This window comes from Bosea sp. AS-1 (assembly GCF_002220095.1).
Lineage (GTDB): Bacteria > Pseudomonadota > Alphaproteobacteria > Rhizobiales > Beijerinckiaceae > Allobosea.
In genome coordinates, this window is record NZ_CP022372.1 from 4,271,456 (window position 1) to 4,291,252 (window position 19,797).

A 19,797-nucleotide genomic window follows, 5' to 3' on the forward strand; every position below is an offset into this window, starting at 1 on the left:
GGTTCGGTTTATTCGGCCGCGGCCGGCGCCGCATCGCCGCGCAATTCGCGCGGCAGCGGGAAGAACACGTCCTCGCTCGCGGTCGACACCGTCTCGACGCGGACGTCGTAGCGCTCGGCGAAGGCGTCGATGATCTCCTCGACCAGCACCTCCGGCGCGCTGGCACCGGCGGTGATGCCGAGGCTGCGCAGATTGCCGAAGACCGACCAGTCGATCTCGTCGGTGCGCAGCACGAGGCGCGCCACCGGGCAGCCGGCGCGCTCGGCGACCTCACGCAGGCGCTGCGAGTTCGAGGAATTGGGCGAGCCGACGACGATCAGCCCGTCTACCAGCGGCGCGACACGCTTCACCGCCTCCTGGCGGTTGGTCGTAGCATAGCAGATGTCTTCCTTGTGCGGCGCGATCAGCTCCGGGAAGCGGGCCTGCAGGGCCTCGACGATCCCCCGGGTGTCGTCGACCGAAAGTGTCGTCTGCGTGACATAGGCGAGCGCCGCGCCCGGCGGCGGCTCAAGCGCTGCAACGTCGGCGAGCGTCTCGATCAAGGTGATGGCGCCGTCCGGGAGCTGCCCCATGGTGCCGATCACCTCCGGGTGGCCGGCATGGCCGACGAGCAGGATGTGGCGGCCGCGCTTGTGATGCAGCTCGGCCTCGCGATGCACCTTGGTCACCAGCGGGCAGGTCGCATCGATGGCGAAAAGATTGCGCGCCTTGGCCGCAGCCGGCACCGCCTTGGCAACGCCATGGGCCGAGAAGATCACCGGCCGCGTCTCGTCCGGCACCTCGTCGAGCTCCGCGACGAAGACAGCGCCCTTCCGCTTGAGGGACTCGACCACGTATTTGTTATGCACGATCTCGTGGCGGACATAGACCGGCGCACCATGCAGCGAGAGCGCCTTCTCGACGGCGTCGATGGCACGCACGACCCCGGCGCAGAAGCCGCGCGGGGCACAGAGCAGGATGTCGAGCGGCGGCTTGGTCACGTCCTGGGAAATCTCCGGTTCTTCATTCCGACATCGGATCTGTCCGGGACGTGGATTCCACGCTTCCGTCCGATGCTCCAACCTGCGTCTTCTTTCGGCGGGATCGCGGCGATGTCAAGGAAGCGCCGGCATGCATTGACTTATAGGTTGATATCAACACAGTAAGATGATGCGAAGCGACACCCCCACCGTTCCGTTCCAGACCACCCTGCATGTGCGCGACCACTGCCTGTGCCTGTATGTGCAGCGTGCGGCGCGGGTGCTGGCCCGGCGCTTCGACGAGGCGCTGCGTCCTCACGGCCTGACCAACGAGCAGTTCTCGCTGTTGATGTCGCTCAACCGGCCGGAACCGCCCGTGATCGGGGCAGTGGCGAAGCTGCTGGGCACGGATCGCACCACGCTCACCGCGGCGCTGAAGCCGCTGGTGCGGGAAGGGCTCGCCGCCGTCATGCCCGATCCGGAAGACCGGCGCGCGCGCCGCATCACACTGACCGCGGCGGGGCATGCCCGCCTGCTCGCCGCCCTGCCGGTCTGGCACGCGCAGCACGCCGCATTGGAAGCAAGCCTGATCGATCCCGACGCGCCGCAGCTGCGGACCGGGCTCGAAACTCTCGCCGCATGGCAGGGGGCGGCTCCCGACCCAAACCAACCGGAGGATACACCATGACGATCCGCCTTTCCGCCTTCCGCTGGGTCCCCTCCTTCGCTCAGGGGCACGTCCGCGATCTCAGGGTGCGCTGGGCCTTGGAGGAGGCCGGGCTGCCCTATGAGGCGGCGCTGATCGGACCGGCCGACCAGGCGTCCGACAGCTATCGCGCCTGGCAGCCTTTCGGGCAGGTGCCGGCCTTCCGCGACGGAGAGGTCGAGCTGTTCGAATCCGGCGCGATCGTGCTCTATCTCTCGCGCCAGTCGGAGACGCTGGCACCCGCCGACGAGGCCGGCCGCGCCCGGGTCGCGACCTGGATCCTGGCCGCGCTCAACTCGATCGAGCCGCAGGTCGGCCAGCTCGCCCTGACCGACATCTTCCACAAGGGCGAGGCCTGGACGGTGGAGCGCAGGCCCCAGATCGTCGCGATGGTCGAGAAGCGGCTGCAGCAGCTCGAAGCCTGGCTCGGCGACAAGACGTATCTCGAAGGCCGGTTCACGGCCGGTGACCTGCTGATGGCAAGCGTGCTGCGCGACGTGCCGGACGACATTCTGGCACGGTTCCCGCGGCTCGAAGCCTACCGCGCGCGCTGCATCGCTCGCCCCGCCTTCCAGCGCGCGCTGGAAGCGCAGATGAAGCCTTTCCGCGAGAATGCCCCGGCCGCCTGAGGCCATCGGCGCCGGGTGATGCATTCAGCGCATGGCGCGAAGCGCTTCCCCCCTCGCGCTGCGCGGAACGAGCGCCTAGATAGGAGCGGTCGGCCCCGGAGCCGGCCGCCCCCTATAGCGTGAGCCGCCCATGGCCGATGCCGCCTCCCATGCCAGCTATCTGCCGCCGATCCTGACGTTCTGCGCCGGCGCGGTCATCGCCGTGCCGCTGTTCCGCAAGCTCGGGCAATCGGCAGTGCTGGGCTATCTGGCAGCCGGCGTCATTATCGGCCCTTCCGTCCTCAGCGTGATCAAGGACCCCGACGCGATCCGCGGCACAGCCGAGATCGGCGTCGTGCTGCTGCTCTTCCTGGTCGGGCTCGAACTGCAGCCTTCGCGCCTCTACTCGATGCGGCGGGACATTCTCGGCCTCGGCCTCGCGCAGATGGGGCTGAGCGCGGCGGTGATCGGCCTGGTCGGCTGGCGCCTCGGCCTCTCGGCCGGGGGCGCGGTGGCGGTCGGCGTGGCGCTCGCACTCTCGGCGACCTCGATCGCCCTGCAATTGCTGGAGGAGCGCGGCGACGGCAACGAGACCTATGGCCGGCGCACCTTCTCGATCCTGCTGTTCCAGGACATGGCGATCGCGCCCGTGCTGGCGCTTCTGCCCCTGCTCGCGACGACCGCGACCCAGGCCGGCAGCCCGATGCGGGCGCTGGGCAGCCTCGGCATCGCGATCGCAGCCATCGTCGCGATCGTCTTCGCCGGACGCTACCTGCTCAACCCGCTCTTCCGCATCCTCGCCAACAGCGGCGCCAAGGAGGTGATGACCGCGGCCGCGCTGCTGATCGTGCTGGGGGCGGCGCTGCTGATGGAGCATGTCGGCCTGTCCATGGCGATGGGCGCCTTCCTCGCCGGCGTGATGCTGGCCGACTCGCATTTCCGCCATGAGCTCGAGGCCGATATCGAGCCGTTCCGCGGCGTGCTGCTCGGCCTGTTCTTCATGGCGGTCGGCATGTCGCTCGATCTCAAGCTGGTGGCAGAGAACGCGCTGCTGCTCGCCATCGCAGCCCCGCTGCTGGTGCTGTTCAAGATCGCCGTCGTCGCCTCGATCCTGCGCGTCTCCTGCTCGACGACGCTGGAAGCGGTGCGGGCGGGCGCCCTGCTCTCGCCAGCCGGCGAATTCGCCTTCGTGCTGCTGCCGCTCGGCCTGGCGAACGGGCTCCTCGACCAGCAGCAGGCGGCCATCGTCACGGCGCTGGCCGCGATCAGCATGCTGCTCGGGCCGGTCGTGGCGAAGCTGATCGACAGCGTCCTCCTCGCCCGCATCGGCGAAGAGACGATGGACGAGGATTTCGATGGCGTCGACGGCACCCAAGTCATGGTGATCGGCTTCGGCCGCTTCGGCCAGGTGGTGACGCAAGCGCTGCTGCTGCAGCACGTCAACATCACCGTGATCGATTCCGACGTGGAGCAGATCCGCGCCGCCGCACGCTTCGGCTTCAAGGTCTATTACGGCGACGGGACGCGGCTCGACGTGCTGCGCGCGGCAGGCGCCGGCAAGGCCCGTGTCATCTGCATCTGCGTCGACAACAAGGACGCGGCGCTGCGCACTCTCGAGATGGTGAAGGCCGAGTTCCCGAATGTCCGCGTGCATGCGCGTGCCTTCGACCGCATCCACGCCATCGAGCTGATGAAGGCGAATGTCGACTACCAGATGCGCGAGACCTTTGAATCGGCGCTCGATTTCGGCCGGGTCACGCTGGAGGCGGTCGGCCTGACCCGCGACGAGGCTGACCTCGTCATCGACCATGTCCGCGACCGTGACGCGCAGCGCATGGAGATCCAGTTCCATGAAGGCATCGCGGCGGCCCTCAACCAGGTTCCGCGCGTGATGCCCGAACCCCTCGTCAAGCCGAAGTGCAAGTCCAAGGCGCTCACGGCCGAGACCCAGGAGGTCATCGAGGATGGTGGGGCCGAGGTCGCGGTCGGCGGTGTCGGCGAGCCTGAACGATGACCAGCACGTCGACCGGGTCGGCGCGGGCGGTCTTCGTCGATGGCTCGCTGATGCGCCACGTCGCCGTGATGACGGCGACGGGCTCGATCGGGCTGATGGCCGTCTTCGTCGTCGACCTCCTGTCGCTGCTGTATGTCTCCTGGCTCGGGCGGCCCGAGGCCACGGCCGGCGTCGGCTACGCCACCATCGTGCTCTACCTGATGGTCTCGGTGAATGTCGGACTGATGATCGCGGTCGCGGCGCTGACCTCGCGCAGCATCGGCGCGGGCGACCGGGAAGGGGCGAGACGCATCGCCGCCTCGACCCTGGTCCTGATGGCGCTGGTCGCGCTCGTGCTGTCGCTCGCGGCCCTCCCGTTGCTGCCCTGGCTGCTGCGCACCATCGGCGCGCATGACCAGTCCTACGCCGTCGCCCTCTCCTTCCTGCACATCACCCTGCCCTCCAACGTGCTGATGGCGATCGGCATGGGCTTGTCCGGTGTGCTGCGCGCCATCGGCGATGCGCGCCGGGCCATGTTCGTGACGCTCGGCGGCGGCATCGTCACCGCGGGGCTCGACCCGCTGCTGATCTTCGGCTTCGGCCTCGGGCCGGATGGGGCGGCGATCGCGATCGTGCTGGCGCGGATCATCATCGTCGGGATCGGCTTCCACGCGACCGTCATCCGCCACAACATGGTGGCCCGGCCGCGCTGGAGCTGGGTGAAGCAGGACAGCGCCCGGACCTTCGCGATCGCGGGCCCCGCCATCCTGACCAATCTCTCCAACCCGATCGCCAACGCCGTCTTCGCCGGCGTGGTCGCCCGCTTCGGCGATGCGGCGGTCGCCGCGCTCGCGATCATGGACCGGCTGGTGCCGGTCGCCTTCGGCGCCGTCTTCGCCCTCTCCGGCGCGGTCGGCCCAATCCTCGGCCAGAACTGGGGCGCGGGGCGCTTCGACCGGATGCGGCGCGGCCTGACCGATTCGGCGATCTTCGCCACCGGTTGCGTCCTCGTCGCCTGGCTGCTCCTGCTGGCGCTGCGGGGCGTGATCGTCTCCGCGTTCCAGGCCAGCGGGCTGACGGCGGAGCTGGTCGACTTCTTCTGCCTGATCGCCGGGCCCATGTGGCTTTTCGTCGGCATGCTCTTCGTCGCCAATGCCGCCTTCAACAATCTCGGCATGCCGTTCCTCTCGACGCTGTTCAGCTGGGGCCGGGCAACGCTCGGCACCATGCCCTTCGCCATCCTCGGCGCGCAGATGGCCGGGCCGAAGGGCGCGCTGGCCGGCTCGGCGCTGGGCGCGGTCGCTTTCGGGGTGTTGGCACTGATCTTCGCCTACAAGGGAATCAGCCGGCTGGAACGCGAGGCGCTGCAGCGGCGGATGGCGCGCGATTTGCCAGACAAGGACACCCTGCTATCGTCTTCCGAAGCGGGCAACTGAAGCCGGCCGGGAGACGTGCCATGATGATGAATCTGTTCGAAATCATGCAGGCGGCCCAAAACGGCCAGGCGATGCAGAACATGGCTCGGCAGTATGGCCTGAGCCTGCAGCAGACGCAGGCCGCGCTCGACGCCCTGCTGCCGGCGTTCTCGATGGGGCTGCAGCGCCAGACGCAGAACCCCTACGCTTTCGGCTCGCTGGCGCAGATGATGACGGCCTCGCCCTATGCACGCTTCTTCGAGGCGAGCGGTGGCATTCCTCCGGGCGCGCAGATGGCTGGCAACGACGTGCTGAGCCAGCTCTTCGGCTCGAACGAGGTCAGCCGGGCGATTGCCGCGCAGGCCGCGGCAACGAGCGGCGTCAGCCAGGCCATCCTCAACCAGATGCTGCCTGTAATCGCCTCGATCCTGATGGGCGGTCTGTTCAAATCGACCAGCAGCGAGGGCCTCGGTGGCATCCTCGGCCAGTTCGCGGAGATGATGCGCGGCCAGATGCCGGGCATGCAGCCCGCGCCCCAACCGCAACCCCAGCCGCAGATGCCGGGCAACCCGATGGAAGCCATCCTGCGCGGCATGTTCGGGCAGGGCATGGGGGCCGGCCAGCCCCAGCCGCAGGGCAATGCCGGCGGCCCTGCCAGCGACCCCTTCGGCGGAATGCTGGGGCAGATCCTCGGCGGCATGTTCGGCGGGGCGACGGCCGGGGGCGCAGAGCCCGCTCCCCAGCAGCAGCCGCGCAGCGCCCCGCAACAGCGTCGCGCGCCAGCCCCGCAACAGCGTCGCGCGCCAGCCCCGGAACCCGAGCCGGATGAGCCGCCGCCCGCTTCCACCGCCGGACCGGGCTCGATCGGCCTCGACGCGCTGAACCAGATGTTCGAGCATGGTCGGCAGATCCAGGACGACCATCAGAACGCGCTGAAGTCGATCCTCGATGCCATGCTCAGCGGCGGCCAGCGGCGCTGAAGCGCAAAGCCGGACGCAAGGGCGCCCGGCGGTTTCCTCACGCAACTCGAATTGATGAGTCGCTGTTCGTCAGCGCCCGTTCAGGCCTGCCGCCGCTGTGACCAATCCTGCTCCACCTGCGCCATGGTCGCGGCCAGGGCATGCAGATCCGCGGCGTCGTCGCGGGTGCGGAAGCTGGCGACGAGGTCGTTGAGGCGTTGAATCTGGCCGGCGAGCGCCGTTGCGGAGGCAGCGCTCTGCTCGGCCAGAGCGGCGTTCTGCTGGGTCATCTCGTCCATATGGGCGACAGCCTGGCTCATCTCGTCGATGCCGTTCGACTGCTCTGCGGCGGCGGAAGAGATGTCCGAGACGGTTGCGGAGACCTTCTGCGAGGCCTCGACGATCCGCTCCAGCGCCGAGCCGGCCGAGCGGACGAGGCCGACGCCCTGCGCGACCTCGGCCCCCGATTCGGTGATGAGCGCCGTGATACCCTTGGCCGCCTCGCCTGAACGCTGAGCGAGCGTGCGGACCTCGGAGGCGACCACGGCGAAGCCTCGGCCGGCGTCGCCGGCCCGCGCGGCCTCGACCGCCGCGTTCAACGCCAGCAGATTGGTCTGGAAGGCGATCTCGTCGATCACGGTGGTGATGTCGGAGATCTTGCGCGAGGCCGCCTCGATCCGCGCCATGGCGTCGACGGCATCCTTGACGATCGCGCCGCCCTTGCGGGCAACCTCCATCGCCTCGTCGGCGAGCGCGACCGCCTGCTGCGATGCATGGGCGGAGGCCTTGACGGAAGCGGCGAGCTGCTCGGTGGTGGCCGCCGTCTCCTCCAGCGAGGAGGCCTGCTCCTCGGTACGCTTGGAAAGGTCATCGGCGCCGGTGTTGATCTCGTGCGCGGCGTTGCCGACATCGCCCGAGGTCGCCTGGATGGTGCGGATCGTCTCCGAGAGATGGGCCACCGCGAGATTGAAGTCGTCGCGCAATTTCTCGTACTCGACGGCGAGATCGGCCTCGATGCGGCAGGTCAGGTCGCCGCGCGAAAGCCGGTCCAACCCCTCGCCCAGGGCTTCCATCACCTTGAGTTGCTCGGCGGCGAGCATTTCCTGCTCGCGGGCGCGGGCGGTGCGCTCCTGCTCGGCGAGGCGGCGCTGCGCCTCGGTCGCCTCGCGCCCCTCGGCCGTCTCGGCCTCGAGGCGGCGCACTGCGAGCCCGTTCTCCTTGAAGACCTGCACCGCGCGCGCCATGGCGCCGATCTCGTCGCGGCGGCCCTGACCGTCGATCTCGATCGCGTAGTTGCCGGTGGCGAGGTCGTCCATCCGCGCCTTGAGCGTGTCGAGCGGCCTGGTGATCGACTGCCGGGCCAGCAGCATCGCGCCGAGCAGGCCCAGCAGCACGCCGGCAAAGGACAGGACCAGCAGGATCATGTCGAGCTGCTTCGCCTCGGCGTCGAGCGCGAGCCCGTCGGCCTGCGTCTGGCTCTTGATCTCGCCATTGAGCTTGACCGCATCGGCGATGATGGCGCCGAAGGCGCGATCGAGTTCCGACATCACCGAAAGCGCCGGCAGATCCTCGTCGCGCGAGGCCTGGGCGAGGACGTCGTCGATCTTCGGCTTCAGCTCTGAAATCGCCCGCGAGAGCTTGTCGAATTCGGCATGGCGCTCGGGGAAGGTGATCTTCGCGTTGACCAGTTGCTGGAGCGCGAGGTCGTAGCCCTTGCGCGCCTCCTCGATGCTCGTCGCATTCTGCTTCATGTATTCGGGGTAGGCGATCGCCTTGTAGAGATCGCGCAGCACATAGCTGGTCACCAGTGTCGACTGGGCCGAATCGAGGATGGCGGCGGCACGCTGATCGATCAGTTCGGAATAGGTCTTCTGGATGCGGGCATATTCACGCCCCGCATAGATCGCAGTACCGATGCTGATGATACCGATCGCGACGAGCGGAAGCGCGATCTTGGTGCGGATGCTCAGATCCTTGAGGCGCAGAGAGAACTTCATGCCGTGCCCACCTGTCCGGCGGCCGGCCGGCCGCTCCCCGTGGGCACAATTCAGCCAAAATCATAAAAATGCGTTAGACGCGGCCTGAATCGTTCGTTTCGGCCATAAAAAAGGGCGGAAGCACGAAGCTCCCGCCCACAGAGACGCGACGCCAAGGGGTCAGGCGCAGCGTGCAACCACGAAATCGGCCTTCTTCGCCAGCATCGGCTCCGGCGAGCCCTTGATGGCGGCATGGCGAACGGCATGCTCGCGCCTCGCATTCGCGATATCGGAACGCGAGCGCGAGCGTGAAGCCAGCACTGCCGACGGATCCTTCAGCCAGGACGTCGCCAGCGCGCCGGCGATATCGGAATGGACGAGGCCGATGTCCTTGAGGCCGCGCTCGTCGAGCTCGGCGAGGCGCATCACCTCGCGGCGGTGGATCAGCGCGCGCACGAAGGAAACGGGGATTTGAATTCCGGCAGTGGCGACGCGCACGATACCGGCCGGAACGGACGACAGTGACTTCGTGGCAATGGTCATGAGCAGCATGACGGCCTCCTGGCGGAATGCGAGAATGGATCGGTATCCTCCTCCAGCCCGGACGCACCCACTGGCTGAAATCCCGGAGAACATCTGCAGGATAGCGAGAGGCTGGCCATCAGCCAAACGAATGGTTATGATGTCTCGCAACACGGATATTGATGATCCATTCGACGGGGTATCGCCATGGCCCATGTGCTCGACGCCGATCAGTTGAAGACCTTCGTCGCCATTGCCGATACCGGCTCCTTCACCCGCGCCGCGGAGATCGTGTTCAAGACGCAATCGGCCGTCTCGATGCAGATGAAGCGCCTCGAGGAGCGGATCGGGCGTCCTCTGTTCGGGCGCGACGGACGTCATGCCAAGCTCACGGAGGATGGCGAGCGCCTGCTCGACTACGCCCGGCGGATCGTCCGGCTGAACCTCGAATGCGTCGCGACCTTCACCGATGCCGATCTGAAGGGCCGCATCCGGCTCGGCGTGCCGGATGATTATGCCGACCGCTACCTGCCTGAGATCCTCGCCCGCTTCGCGCGCTCGAATCCGCGGGCCGAGGTCACCGTCGTCTGCGAGCCGACCCCGATGCTGGCCGAGCGGATCGCCACCGGCGATATCGACCTCGCGATCATCACCCATGTCGAAAGCCGCGGCCAGGGTGAGATCATCCGCATCGAGCCCCTGCTCTGGGTCACCTCCGCGCGCCACACGGTGCATGAGGAGGATCCGCTGCCGCTGGCGCTGGGGCGCCCGACCTGCAACTGGCGGCAGGCGGCGGTCGATGCGCTGGAGGCCAAGAGCCGCCGCTTCCGCGTGCTCTATGCGAGCTGGAACTCGACGGCCGTGGGCGCCGCGGTGGTGGCGGGGCTCGCCGTCTCGGTGCTGCCCGAGAGTGCCGTCAGGCCGGGGATGCGGATCCTGGGGCCGTCGGAGGGATTCGCGACCCTGCCGTCATGCAAGATCGGTCTGCTGCGCACGCGCTTCGATCCGTCAGTGCTCTCCAATGCGCTGGCCGAGCACATCATCCAGAGCCTCGACAATCTGGCGAGCTTCAAGACCGCGGCTGAGTAGGGAGAGCCTGACCAGCGCGCCAAATCATGGACTAGGGAAAGCAGCGGCAACCGACTGGAAGAAGCCAAGAACGGATTGGCCGATCAACGTCGCCCCGGCTATGATCGAGAGCGAGACCAGGCACGCGATGAAGCCATACTCGATCGCAGTCGCGCCACGTTCGTCGCGAAGAAAACCGGCAAAGCTGGTGCGTGTCCTGACCATGCCGCTAGGTTAGGGACCAAGCTGCCGCCAAATCGTTAATCCACCCGCTGCAATGCCGCGGATATGACGTTTTTTTGCTGCCCTGGCTCTAAAGGGCCAGCTCGGAGAAAACGGGCTCGACCTTGCCGCCCCAGGGGCCGCGATAACGGGCTTCGAGACGCTGCGCCAAAGTCTGGCCGCTTGCCAGAATCTCCTGCACAGGCGCGAGATGGCGGCTCTCATCCTGCCCGGAGGCGTCGCGACGGGCGCGGCGCACGAGGCCGGCACGGGACAGTTCCAGCACCTCGGCCGCGACCTCGGCCAGCTTGCGGCCAGCGATGCGGGCTTCGAGGCCTAGCTTCGGTGCAGTATCGCGCAGGACCTGCCGCTCGGCGGCGCTCCAGCCCTTGACCAGATCCCAGGCGGCATCGAGCGCGCCGCGATCATAGAGCAACCCGACCCAGAAGGCCGGAAGCGCCGTCAGCATCTCCGGCGGGCCGGCATCGGCGCCGCGCATTTCGAGGAAGCGCTTCAGCCTGACTTCGGGGAACAGGGTCGAGAGATGATTTGCCCAATCCGACATGGTGGCGCGCTCGCCCGGAAGCTGCTTCAGCTTGCCCGCCAGCAGGTCGCGGAAGGAGGCACCGGCGACGTCGTGATAGGTCTCGCCGCGCTTGACGAAATACATCGGCACATCGAGCGCCCAGTCGACATAGGCCTCGTAAGACATGCCCTCGTCGAAGGCGAAGGCGAGCATGCCGGAACGGTCATTGTCGGTGTGGCACCAGATCTCCGAGCGCATGGACTGGAAACCGTTGAGCTTGCCCTCGAGGAAGGGCGAGGTGGCGAAGAGCGCCGTCGCCAGCGGTTGCAGCGCCAGCGAGACGCGCAGCTTGCGCACCATGTCGGCTTCGCTGGCGAAATCGAGATTGACCTGCACCGTGCAGGTCCGGAACATCATGTCGAGGCCCATCGTGCCGACCTTCGGCATGTAGTTCGCCATGATCTTGTAACGCCCCTTCGGCATTACCGGCGTCTCGGCGCGGGTCCAGAGCGGCGAGGCGCCCAGCGCCGCGAATCCGATTCCATGCGGCTCGGCGACGGCCTTGACGTCGGCGAGATGGGCGGCGAGTTCAGCTTCGGTCTGATGGATGTCCTCCAGCGGCGCACCGGACAGCTCGAACTGGCCGCCGGGCTCCAGCGAGATGGCGCCACCGCCGTCAGGCCCGCCGAGGCCGATGATGTGGCCGGCGTCGACGATCGGCTCCCAGCCGAGGCGCTGCTGCATGCCTTCGAGCAAGGCCCGGATGCCGCCCGCGCCGACGCGACCTTCATAGGGCACCGGTGCCAGATCCTGACGGTAGAACGGGAATTTTTCATGCTCCGTTCCGATCCGGAAACGTGCTTCCGGTTTCTCGCCGGCGGCGATCCAGGAAATCAACTCCTCCTTGGAGCCGATCGGGGTCGAATCGGTCACATCGCGAGCCATGGGCGCTCCGGCAGAACAGGCGACAAGGCCAAGGCTCCCGGCAGCCGATCGGCCGCGGGTTCAAGGCATGAGGGAGACAGACATAGGCGAGAGCCCGACGCGCGACAACGACCCTCGCCTTGCATTCGCGAAAGGGCGCCAAGCGCTGGCAGCAGGACCGGTTCGGAAAGCTTCAGCGGGCGCGCCAATCTCCGAGCACCGCCTGGACCACGGCAAGCGCCGCGACGGCGGCGGTGTCGGCGCGCAAGATGCGCGGCCCGAGCGAGATCGCCAGCGTGTTGGGGCGGGCCCCGATCAACCGTCGCTCGCTCTCCTCGAAGCCCCCTTCCGGCCCGATCAACAGCGCAAGCGGCGTGGCGGGGCGGGATTGCAGCGCCGCGACAGGGCTGCCCTGCTCCAGCCCCTCGTCGCAGAAGACGAGCAACCGCCCGGGGTCGAGTGCCGCCAGCGCCGCCTCGAGCGTCTGTTCCGCATCGATGCGTGGCAGGTCGAGGATGCCGCATTGCTCGGCCGCCTCGACGGCGTTGGCCCGCATCCGGTCGAGATTGAGCCGCGAGACCTGGGTCCGGCGGGTCAGGACGGGCTGGAGGACGCCCGCGCCCATCTCGACCGCCTTCTGCACCATATAGTCCAGTCGCGCATGCTTCAGCGGTGCGAAGAGATAATGCAGATCCGCCGGCGGCGGCTGCGACTTCACCTGGCGTTCGAGGCCAAGGCGCGCCTGCTTGCGCCCTTCCGGCGCTACGCGCGCCAGCCATTCGCCGTCGCGTCCGTTGAAGACGAGGATGGCGTCGCCGGCCCTGAGACGCAGGACATTCAGGAGATAGTTCGACTGGTCCCGCTCCAGCGGCAGATCCGCTCCGGCGGCGAAAGCCGCATCGATGAACAGGCGATGGCGCGCGAAATCGGGAGTGGACATCGGGGCTCGGCCGCTTCCTTCATCAAGAAATCTGTTGAGAGCGACGCGAAAACCGCCACATTCCTCGCCTAACGGCAAGTCCTTCCTCGACGATGGCAGATGGACTCGCAAGAGTCGTTGGCGTCTACGGCGCCTGCTGTTAAGGACATGTTCGCGGATCGGCCAGAGGTGGCCGGCAATCGGAGAAGGGAATCATGCGGCTCAGGACGGCTTCGGGATTGGCAGCGACGCTCGGCTTCGCCATGGCCTCGCTCTTGATCACCTCACCGGCCAGCGCGCAGGTCTCCGGTTGCGAACCGCTGCAGAAGCTGCTGACGACACGGCAGTCGATGGTGGCCAAGATCACCGCGGCGCAGAAGGCCAAGCGCAAGATGACGCCGCAAGAGGCCTGCAGCACCTTCGGCACGCTGGTGAACAATGGCAACGAAACCCTGAAGTTCGCCAATGCCAACAAGGATTGGTGCCAGATCCCGCCTTCGTTCATCGACGGGCTCAAGGCCGACAACGCGCGGATCGCGACGTTCCGCGGCCAAGCCTGCAACGCGGTGAAGCAGCAGGCCCAGATGCAGCGCCGTGCCCAGCAGCAGGCCCAGGGCGCCAATCCCTTCGGCGGCGCCGATTCGATCACCAGCGGCGCCGGCGGCGGGCTGAAGGTTCCCCGCGGCGCCCTCTAAGCCAGGGACGCGCCGGCCATGTCGGACCCAGTCCATGCCGGCCCCGCACCGGGACGCGACGCTCCGCTCCCCGACGCGCTGAAAGGCCACTGGGTCGACACCCGCGCCCCGCGCGCGACCCGCCCCTTCCTGAAGCTCGCGCGAATCGAGCGACCGATCGGCTGGTGGCTCATCCTGCTGCCCTGCTGGTGGGGTGCGGGACTGGCTGCGATCGCCGCCGGGCGCCCCTATCCCGATCCCTGGCACTGCCTGCTGTTCCTGCTCGGCGCGATCCTGATGCGCGGCGCGGGCTGCACCTTCAACGACATCATCGACCGCAAGCTCGACGCCGAGGTGGCCCGCACGCGCGGCCGGCCGCTGCCCTCCGGGCAGGTCAGCGTCTGGGCGGCTGTGCTGTTCATGGTCGCGCAGGCGCTGGTCGCGCTGCCCATTTTGCTGCAGTTCAACCGCTTCACGATCGTCCTGGGCCTCGCTTCGCTGGTGATCGTGGCGATCTACCCGTTCATGAAGCGCATCACCAACATGCCGCAATTCGTGCTCGGCCTCGCCTTCTCCTGGGGTGCGCTGCTTGGCTGGAGCGCCGTGTTCGGCCGGCTCGATGCGCCGGCCTATCTCGCCTACGCCGCCGCCATCGCCTGGACCGTCGGCTACGACACGATCTATGCGATGCAGGACATCGAGGACGACGCCATCGTCGGCATCAAGTCGAGCGCGCGCTATTTCGGCAACCACACGCGCGAGGCGGTGGCACTCTGCTTCGCGCTGACGACGCTGCTCAGCGGAGCCGCGATCTGGCTGGTCGGCGGCGGGGTCTTCGCCTGGCTTGGCTTCGCCGCCTTCGTCGCCCATCTCGGCTGGCAGGTGACGCGGATCAAGGGGGCGAACGCGGCGCTGGCGCTGAGGCTGTTCCGCTCCAACCAGTATGCCGGGCTGCTTCTCGCCGCCGGGTTCGCGCTCGACGCGCTCAGCCGGAACCTCTTCGCCTAGATCATCGCGCGTTCCATCCGACGCGATAACGACGACCTATCCCATCCGATGCCTTAATCGACCAGCCGCTCGCTCGGGACGACGGCCGGCAGCTCGGCCAGTCGGCCCGGCTTGCGTCGCGTCAGAAAGCGCGGGCGGCGCCCGTTGAGGAAGGCGTGGCGCCGACGGATGCGCACCGGACCGAGCGCGACGCGGCCGATCTGCGGAAACGGCGCCGTCACCTTGCCGTCGACCGATTCGAGCAGCAGCGGCAGGCCGCTGCTGCGGCCGAAATCGCGCCAGAGTGCCACGGCATCGAGCTGATCGACGCTGGCGACGACAATCGAGCGGCCGTCGCCCGCCGTCAGGGCGAGTTCGAAGCGCTCATCGTCGCCCGTCGGATTGGCGAGCCGCAGCGCGACACCGCTCCACCCCGCCGAGGCGCGCAGGATCCGGACGGAACCGACGCGCTCAAGGCCGGGCGCCGAGGGCTGGCGCGGCATCGGATTGCGGGGGACGATCGCTGTGGTGGTCGACCCACCGGGGAGATGCGGCGCAAAACCGCCCTCCCCGGCGGCCGGCGTGACGCTGGCCATCGGTAATAACGCCTCTCTTAATCCCTGCTGCAACGGAGCCCTCTGTCGATGCCGGGGCTCTCGTGCTTGCCAGGCGAGGATGTGTCGCAGGCGTGTCCGAGCGCTTAATGGGTTCGGTTAAAGGACTGTGATTTGCGGCTGGCAGCCTCCAAAGGGGCGGCTTTCCGGCGGGATGATTGACGGAATCTTTCGATCCGCGGGCGCATTTTCGGCTTGAAACCGCGGCATTCGCGTTCGATAGGGAAGCCATGAGCGCATCCACGCTACCCCTCGCCGCCGACCTGATGAAGGCGGCGGGCGAGAGCTGTCTCGAAGCCGGCGCCATCGCCCTCGATCTGTTTCGACCGGGAGCGCCGACCGCGGCGCGGACCTGGTCCAAGAGCGGCGGCTCGCCGGTAACGGAAGCCGATATCGGCGTCGACACCTTCCTGCGCGTGCGCCTCTCGGCGCTGCTGCCCGAGGCCGCGTGGCTGTCGGAAGAGACCGTCGACGACGCGCAGCGCCTGTCGCGCCGCTTCGTCTGGGTGGTCGACCCGATCGATGGCACGCGCGCCTATATGAGCGGTTCGCCGGACTGGGCCGTCTGCGTGGCCCTGCTCGACGAGGGCTCCCCCGTGCTCGGCATCGTCCACGCCCCGGCCTGCGGCGCGACCTATACCGCGATCGCCGGCAGCGGCGCGAAGCGGAACGGCGAAGCCATCCGCACCTCCTCGGTCCGGACGCTCGCCGCCGCCCGGATCGCCGGACCGAAGCCAATGCTCGAGGCGCTGGCGCGGGTCCAGCCTTTCGAGGCGGTCGGCAAGATCCCCTCGCTCGCCCTGCGGCTCACGCGCATAGCCGACGGCACCATCGATGCCGGGCTGATCTCGCCCGACGCGCGCGACTGGGATCTCGCGGCGGCCGATCTCGTGCTGCGCGAGGCCGGCGGGCGCCTGAGCGGCGACGATGGAGCGTCCGTGGCCTATAACCGCCCGATCCCGATGCATGGCATGCTGGTGGCGAGCGCCGGCGCACTTGCGGCCCCCTTGCTGGAGGCCCTCGCGCAATTGCACACGCCGGCGCAGCCGGGCTGAATTTTTCAACTTGGTCGACTGCGCCCGCTCGCGCCCGCGCGCGAGATGGCTTAAGGGGGCGCGGGGCCATCCTGCTGGAGAGAACGATGAGCGCGGAACCCGAACAGAAGCAGCTTCTTCACCTCGTCTTCGGCGGCGAGCTCGACTCGCTCGAAGGCATCACCTTCAAGGATCTGTCGAAGCTCGACATCGTCGGGATCTTCCCGAACTACGCCAGCGCCCATATGGCCTGGAAGGCCAAGGCCCAGCAGACGGTCGACCAGGCGCAGACGCGCTATTTCATCGTCCACCTGCACCGCCTGCTCGACCCCGAGGCGGCCAAGGCCTGAACGAGACCGGCGAGCAAGACGAGAGGCAAATGGGTTTCTCGATCCTCAAGACCCGCGTGGCACAGGAAACGCTCGGCCGGCTCCTGGCCGGCTATCTGCGCCTCGTCCAGCGGACGAACCGGATCGTCTTCGAACCCGCCGATATCTACGACCATGTCCGGCCGGAACTGCCGCTGATCTTCGCGATGTGGCACGGCCAGCACATCATGATCCCCTTCGCCCGGCCGGACTGGATGCCGGCGTGCTCGCTGGTCTCGCGCCATGGCGACGGCGGTTTCAACGCCGTGGCCCTGCGCGAGCTCGGCATCGGGGCGATCCGCGGCTCGGGCGCGCTCGGCAAGAAGATCCGCGAAAAGGGCGGCGCCAGCGCCTTCCTCGCCATGGTGAGGCGGCTTGCGGCCGGCGATACCATGGTGCTGACCGCCGACGTGCCCAAGCGGGCGCGCATCGTCGGCCCCGGCATCATCTCGCTGGCTCGCGCCTCCGGCCGGCCGATCCGCGCCGTCGCGGTGGTGACCAGCCGCCGCATCGACTTCAACAGCTGGGACCGCGCCTCGATCGGCCTGCCCTTCGGGCGCTGCGCCATCGTCGTCGGCGAGCCGATCACCATCACGCGCGATGCCGACGAGGCGACGCAGGAAGCGGCCCGGCTCGCCGTGCAGGCCAGCCTCGACGCTGTCCACGCCCGCGCCTACGAACTCGTCGGAAGCCGCGACCCCGGCGCCGGCCTGCGCGAATTGCAAGCCCCGCAACAGCCCGCCGGGACGCCGGCATGAGCGGCAAGGGCGCCCTGATCAGAAGCTACCGGCTGGGCACCGCCCTGCTCGAGCCGGCTGCCGCCGGGCTGCTGCAGTGGCGCCGCCGCCGCGGCAAGGAAGATGCCGAAAGACTGGCCGAACGGCGTGGCTATGCCAGCGTCAAACGACCGAACCGCCCGCTCGTCTGGCTCCACGGTGCCAGCGTCGGCGAGACGGTGACGCTGCTGCCCCTGATCGCCAGGCTGCAGAAGCGCGGACTGACCGTGCTGGTCACCTCCGGCACGGTGACCTCGGCGCGGCTGCTCGCGGCGCGGCTGCCGGCGGGCGCGATCCACCAGTACATCCCGCTCGACATTCCGCGCTACATGCGCCGCTTTCTCGACTACTGGCGGCCGGAGCTCTGCCTGATCTGCGAATCCGAGATCTGGCCGAACCTGCTGATCGAGGCGCAGCGGCGCAATGTCCCGGTGGTAATGGTCAATGGCCGGATGTCGGAGCGCTCCTTCGCGCGCTGGTACAAGCGGCCGCAGGCCGCGCGCTTCCTGCTCTCCTGCTTCGAGGCCTGCCTGGCGCAATCGCAGGCCGATGCCGAGCGACTCGCCCAGCTCGGCGCGCCACGCGTCAGCGTCGCCGGCAATCTCAAATTCGACGTGCCCGCCCCGCCGGCCGATGCCGACACCCTCGCCATCCTGGATGGCATGACCACCGGGCGGCCGGTCTGGATCGCCGCCAGCACGCATCCAGGCGAGGACGAGCTCGTCCTCTCGGCCCACCTCGCGCTAAAGCCCTATCTGCCGAAGCTGCTCACCATCGTCGCGCCGCGCCATCCGCAGCGCGGCGCCGAGATCGAGGCGCTCGCCCAGGCCAATGACGTCGCGGTGGCGCGCCGGGCCAATGGCGAGGGCCCGGAACGCGACGTCGAGTTCTACGTCGCCGACACGCTGAACGAGCTCGGCCTGCTCTACCGGCTCTCGCAGGTCGCCTTCCTCGGCGGCTCGCTGGTCGAAGGCATCGGCGGGCACAACCCGATCGAGCCCGCCAAGCTCGGCTGCGCCCTGCTGCATGGCCCCTATGTCCACAACAACGCCGAGATCTTCGCGGCCTTCGACAGAGACGGGGGATCGCGCGAGGTCGCGGACGCGCAGGCACTCGCCGGCGCCGTGCATCGCTGGCTGAGCGACCCTGCCAGCGCCCGGCAGGCGGCGCGCGCGGCGGGACATACGGCCAGCGAACTCGGCGGTGCGATCAACCGGACGCTGCATGCCATCGAGCCCTTGCTGATGCGCGTCGCGCTGGGCCAGCGCGAGAGCGCGCCCTGATGCTGAGCGCGCCGCGCTTCTGGTGGCGCGACCGGCCGGGGCTGCTCGCCCGGCTCCTTTCCCCGCTTGGCTGGGTCTACGGAGCCATCACGCTCAGGCGCATGCGCAAGCCGGGCACGCCAGCCGGCGTGCCGGTGATCTGCGTCGGCAATTTCATTGCCGGGGGCGCCGGCAAGACGCCAACCGCCATCGCGCTCGCCGGGCTGCTGGCCGCGCGAGGCGAGACGCCCTTCGTGCTGATGCGCGGCTATGGCGGGCGCCTGCCCGGCCCGGTCGAGGTCGATCCGGTCCGGCACGCCGCCGCCGATGTCGGCGACGAGGCGATGCTGATGGCGCGCCATGCCCGCACCATCATCTCCCGCGATCGGGTCGCTGGCGCGGCGCTGGCCGGCGCAAGCGGCGCGAGCGTGATCGTGATGGATGATGGGCTGCAGAACCCGGCGCTCGCCAAGCAATTGCGGCTCGCCGTCGTGGACGGGGCGAGCGGTGTCGGAAACGGCCTGTGCCTGCCCGCCGGGCCGTTGCGCGCACCGCTGGCTGGGCAGCTCGACCGGACCGACGCCGTCATCGTGATCGGACCGGGAGCAGCCGGAGAACAGGTCGCAGAAGCGGCCCGGACGCGAGGCAGAGCAGTGCTCACAGCCCGGCTGGAGCCCGAGGCCCAGGCGGCCGGCAGGCTGAGCGGGCGGAAGGTCGTCGCATTGTCGGGCATCGGCCGGCCGGAGAAATTCCGGACCACGCTGGAAGCGCTCGGCGCAACCGTCGCAACCGAGCGTGCCTTCGGCGACCATCATGCCTATACAGCGGCCGACATCACCGCCGTCGTCGCGGAGGCCCGGTCCGGCGATCTGCTGGTGGCCACGACCGAAAAGGACATGACGAAGCTGGCGGTGCTCTGGCCGGACGCCGAGCGGCAGCGGCTCGTCGTCCTGCCCGTCAGGCTGGTCTTCGATGCGCCGGAGCGGATCGGATCGCTGCTGGCTGCGGCCTCAGGCCCGGCCGGCGCGGCGCAGTCTTAGCAGCGCGGCCTCGGGCGAGGCATAGGCCTCCTGCCACTCGACCGACCAATAGCGCAGATCGTCGAGCCGGATCGGCGCGCCGGTTACGGCGCAGCGGACGAAGCCGCCTGGCTTGATCACGCGGAACTCGCCGTGACCGTAATCGACGACCGCTTCGGGAGCGGGGGTGGGAAGGCGCTCGCTGATGTTCATCAAAACTGCATTAAATCATTGAATGCGAAACGGAAAGCCGGGATAATCCCAAG

General features: G+C 68.4%; 21 protein-coding genes. 13 read left to right on the forward strand and 8 right to left on the reverse strand.

Annotated elements, in window-relative coordinates:
• Nucleotides 1–8 precede the first annotated feature (8 nt).
• Nucleotides 9–980 carry a 4-hydroxy-3-methylbut-2-enyl diphosphate reductase gene (ispH, locus tag CE453_RS22115; protein WP_198302179.1) on the reverse strand — a complete coding sequence of 324 codons (972 nt, stop codon included), beginning with the start codon at nt 978–980 and terminating at the stop codon, nt 9–11.
• A 166-nt stretch (nt 981–1,146) separates the two neighbouring features.
• Here ispH and CE453_RS22120 point away from each other — a divergent pair, with 166 nt between their 5' ends.
• The 5 genes from CE453_RS22120 to CE453_RS22140 all read left to right on the forward strand — a co-directional run bounded on the left by CE453_RS22120 (nt 1,147) and on the right by CE453_RS22140 (nt 6,661).
• A complete protein-coding gene (locus CE453_RS22120) occupies nt 1,147–1,647 on the forward strand; it encodes a MarR family winged helix-turn-helix transcriptional regulator (RefSeq protein WP_248307837.1) in 501 nt (166 codons plus the stop codon).
• Complete coding sequence (locus CE453_RS22125) at nt 1,644–2,294, forward strand: glutathione S-transferase family protein (protein ID WP_089176528.1); 651 nt, start codon at nt 1,644–1,646, stop codon at nt 2,292–2,294. The genes CE453_RS22120 and CE453_RS22125 overlap by 4 nt, the downstream gene beginning before the upstream one ends.
• A 130-nt stretch (nt 2,295–2,424) precedes the next feature.
• Nucleotides 2,425–4,287, forward strand: a complete 1,863-nt coding sequence (locus tag CE453_RS22130; RefSeq protein ID WP_089176529.1) for a monovalent cation:proton antiporter-2 (CPA2) family protein — start codon at nt 2,425–2,427, stop codon at nt 4,285–4,287.
• Complete coding sequence (locus tag CE453_RS22135) at nt 4,284–5,702, forward strand: MATE family efflux transporter (protein ID WP_089176530.1); 1,419 nt, start codon at nt 4,284–4,286, stop codon at nt 5,700–5,702. Before CE453_RS22130 ends, CE453_RS22135 begins: the two co-directional genes overlap by 4 nt.
• A gap of 20 nt (nt 5,703–5,722) precedes the next feature.
• Complete coding sequence (locus tag CE453_RS22140; RefSeq protein ID WP_248307838.1) at nt 5,723–6,661, forward strand: DUF937 domain-containing protein; 939 nt, start codon at nt 5,723–5,725, stop codon at nt 6,659–6,661.
• Nucleotides 6,662–6,741: 80 nt separating this feature from the next.
• Here CE453_RS22140 and CE453_RS29495 read toward each other — a convergent pair whose 3' ends face one another.
• The gene (locus tag CE453_RS29495; protein ID WP_089176531.1) at nt 6,742–8,637 is read right to left on the reverse strand and encodes a methyl-accepting chemotaxis protein; all 1,896 of its coding nucleotides are present in this window, start codon (nt 8,635–8,637) and stop codon (nt 6,742–6,744) included.
• A gap of 159 nt (nt 8,638–8,796) precedes the next feature.
• Complete coding sequence (locus CE453_RS22150; RefSeq protein ID WP_157733146.1) at nt 8,797–9,168, reverse strand: DUF1127 domain-containing protein; 372 nt, start codon at nt 9,166–9,168, stop codon at nt 8,797–8,799.
• A 177-nt stretch (nt 9,169–9,345) separates the two neighbouring features.
• Here CE453_RS22150 and CE453_RS22155 point away from each other — a divergent pair, with 177 nt between their 5' ends.
• The gene (locus CE453_RS22155) at nt 9,346–10,227 is read left to right on the forward strand and encodes a LysR substrate-binding domain-containing protein (RefSeq protein ID WP_089176533.1); all 882 of its coding nucleotides are present in this window, start codon (nt 9,346–9,348) and stop codon (nt 10,225–10,227) included.
• A 24-nt stretch (nt 10,228–10,251) separates the two neighbouring features.
• Here the strand turns inward: CE453_RS22155 and CE453_RS22160 are convergent, their stop codons facing one another.
• The 3 genes from CE453_RS22160 to CE453_RS22170 all read right to left on the reverse strand — a co-directional run bounded on the left by CE453_RS22160 (nt 10,252) and on the right by CE453_RS22170 (nt 12,818).
• Nucleotides 10,252–10,431 (reverse strand): Flp family type IVb pilin, encoded by a 180-nt coding sequence (locus tag CE453_RS22160; RefSeq protein ID WP_089176534.1) that lies wholly within the window; start codon nt 10,429–10,431, stop codon nt 10,252–10,254.
• Nucleotides 10,432–10,519: 88 nt separating this feature from the next.
• Nucleotides 10,520–11,899, reverse strand: coding sequence for a glutamate--cysteine ligase (locus CE453_RS22165; protein ID WP_089176535.1), 1,380 nt, complete (start codon nt 11,897–11,899; stop codon nt 10,520–10,522).
• A gap of 172 nt (nt 11,900–12,071) precedes the next feature.
• Nucleotides 12,072–12,818, reverse strand: a complete 747-nt coding sequence (locus tag CE453_RS22170; protein ID WP_089176536.1) for a 16S rRNA (uracil(1498)-N(3))-methyltransferase — start codon at nt 12,816–12,818, stop codon at nt 12,072–12,074.
• Nucleotides 12,819–13,012: 194 nt separating this feature from the next.
• Between CE453_RS22170 and CE453_RS22175 the strand changes: the two genes are divergently transcribed.
• Entirely contained in the window at nt 13,013–13,492 is a 480-nt protein-coding gene (locus tag CE453_RS22175; RefSeq protein ID WP_157733147.1) for a hypothetical protein, read from the forward strand.
• Nucleotides 13,493–13,510: 18 nt separating this feature from the next.
• Nucleotides 13,511–14,479, forward strand: a complete 969-nt coding sequence (ubiA, locus tag CE453_RS22180; protein ID WP_089176538.1) for a 4-hydroxybenzoate octaprenyltransferase — start codon at nt 13,511–13,513, stop codon at nt 14,477–14,479.
• 53 nt (nt 14,480–14,532) lie between these two features.
• Here ubiA and CE453_RS22185 read toward each other — a convergent pair whose 3' ends face one another.
• Complete coding sequence (locus CE453_RS22185) at nt 14,533–15,054, reverse strand: DUF6101 family protein (RefSeq protein ID WP_089176539.1); 522 nt, start codon at nt 15,052–15,054, stop codon at nt 14,533–14,535.
• 248 nt (nt 15,055–15,302) lie between these two features.
• On the opposite strand from CE453_RS22185, the gene CE453_RS22190 reads away from it, so the two are divergent.
• The 5 genes from CE453_RS22190 (at nt 15,303) to lpxK (ending at nt 19,552) form a co-directional block, all read left to right on the forward strand.
• Nucleotides 15,303–16,127, forward strand: coding sequence for a 3'(2'),5'-bisphosphate nucleotidase CysQ (locus CE453_RS22190; RefSeq protein WP_089176540.1), 825 nt, complete (start codon nt 15,303–15,305; stop codon nt 16,125–16,127).
• 86 nt (nt 16,128–16,213) lie between these two features.
• A complete protein-coding gene (locus CE453_RS22195; RefSeq protein ID WP_089176541.1) occupies nt 16,214–16,456 on the forward strand; it encodes a DUF4170 domain-containing protein in 243 nt (80 codons plus the stop codon).
• Nucleotides 16,457–16,485: 29 nt separating this feature from the next.
• Nucleotides 16,486–17,232 carry a lysophospholipid acyltransferase family protein gene (locus CE453_RS22200; RefSeq protein WP_089176542.1) on the forward strand — a complete coding sequence of 249 codons (747 nt, stop codon included), beginning with the start codon at nt 16,486–16,488 and terminating at the stop codon, nt 17,230–17,232.
• Nucleotides 17,229–18,533, forward strand: a complete 1,305-nt coding sequence (locus tag CE453_RS22205) for a 3-deoxy-D-manno-octulosonic acid transferase (RefSeq protein WP_089176543.1) — start codon at nt 17,229–17,231, stop codon at nt 18,531–18,533. Before CE453_RS22200 ends, CE453_RS22205 begins: the two co-directional genes overlap by 4 nt.
• Nucleotides 18,533–19,552: a tetraacyldisaccharide 4'-kinase gene (gene lpxK, locus CE453_RS22210; protein WP_248307839.1), complete on the forward strand. Its 1,020-nt coding sequence runs from the start codon at nt 18,533–18,535 to the stop codon at nt 19,550–19,552. The genes CE453_RS22205 and lpxK overlap by 1 nt, the downstream gene beginning before the upstream one ends.
• Here the strand turns inward: lpxK and CE453_RS22215 are convergent.
• Complete coding sequence (locus CE453_RS22215) at nt 19,523–19,744, reverse strand: DUF2093 domain-containing protein (RefSeq protein ID WP_089176544.1); 222 nt, start codon at nt 19,742–19,744, stop codon at nt 19,523–19,525. The genes lpxK and CE453_RS22215 overlap by 30 nt on opposite strands.
• Nucleotides 19,745–19,797 lie beyond the last annotated feature (53 nt).

Coding starts and splice junctions, on each gene's coding strand:
- CE453_RS22120 (WP_248307837.1), top strand. CDS start 1,147: ATGATGCGAAGCGACACCCCCACCGTTCCGTTCCAGACCACCCTGCAT.
- CE453_RS22125 (WP_089176528.1), top strand. CDS start 1,644: ATGACGATCCGCCTTTCCGCCTTCCGCTGGGTCCCCTCCTTCGCTCAG.
- CE453_RS22130 (WP_089176529.1), top strand. CDS start 2,425: ATGGCCGATGCCGCCTCCCATGCCAGCTATCTGCCGCCGATCCTGACG.
- CE453_RS22135 (WP_089176530.1), top strand. CDS start 4,284: ATGACCAGCACGTCGACCGGGTCGGCGCGGGCGGTCTTCGTCGATGGC.
- CE453_RS22140 (WP_248307838.1), top strand. CDS start 5,723: ATGATGATGAATCTGTTCGAAATCATGCAGGCGGCCCAAAACGGCCAG.
- CE453_RS29495 (WP_089176531.1), bottom strand. CDS start 8,637: ATGAAGTTCTCTCTGCGCCTCAAGGATCTGAGCATCCGCACCAAGATC.
- CE453_RS22150 (WP_157733146.1), bottom strand. CDS start 9,168: ATGCTGCTCATGACCATTGCCACGAAGTCACTGTCGTCCGTTCCGGCC.
- CE453_RS22155 (WP_089176533.1), top strand. CDS start 9,346: ATGGCCCATGTGCTCGACGCCGATCAGTTGAAGACCTTCGTCGCCATT.
- CE453_RS22160 (WP_089176534.1), bottom strand. CDS start 10,431: ATGGTCAGGACACGCACCAGCTTTGCCGGTTTTCTTCGCGACGAACGT.
- CE453_RS22165 (WP_089176535.1), bottom strand. CDS start 11,899: ATGGCTCGCGATGTGACCGATTCGACCCCGATCGGCTCCAAGGAGGAG.
- CE453_RS22170 (WP_089176536.1), bottom strand. CDS start 12,818: ATGTCCACTCCCGATTTCGCGCGCCATCGCCTGTTCATCGATGCGGCT.
- CE453_RS22175 (WP_157733147.1), top strand. CDS start 13,013: ATGCGGCTCAGGACGGCTTCGGGATTGGCAGCGACGCTCGGCTTCGCC.
- ubiA (WP_089176538.1), top strand. CDS start 13,511: ATGTCGGACCCAGTCCATGCCGGCCCCGCACCGGGACGCGACGCTCCG.
- CE453_RS22185 (WP_089176539.1), bottom strand. CDS start 15,054: ATGGCCAGCGTCACGCCGGCCGCCGGGGAGGGCGGTTTTGCGCCGCAT.
- CE453_RS22190 (WP_089176540.1), top strand. CDS start 15,303: ATGAGCGCATCCACGCTACCCCTCGCCGCCGACCTGATGAAGGCGGCG.
- CE453_RS22195 (WP_089176541.1), top strand. CDS start 16,214: ATGAGCGCGGAACCCGAACAGAAGCAGCTTCTTCACCTCGTCTTCGGC.
- CE453_RS22200 (WP_089176542.1), top strand. CDS start 16,486: ATGGGTTTCTCGATCCTCAAGACCCGCGTGGCACAGGAAACGCTCGGC.
- CE453_RS22205 (WP_089176543.1), top strand. CDS start 17,229: ATGAGCGGCAAGGGCGCCCTGATCAGAAGCTACCGGCTGGGCACCGCC.
- lpxK (WP_248307839.1), top strand. CDS start 18,533: ATGCTGAGCGCGCCGCGCTTCTGGTGGCGCGACCGGCCGGGGCTGCTC.
- CE453_RS22215 (WP_089176544.1), bottom strand. CDS start 19,744: ATGAACATCAGCGAGCGCCTTCCCACCCCCGCTCCCGAAGCGGTCGTC.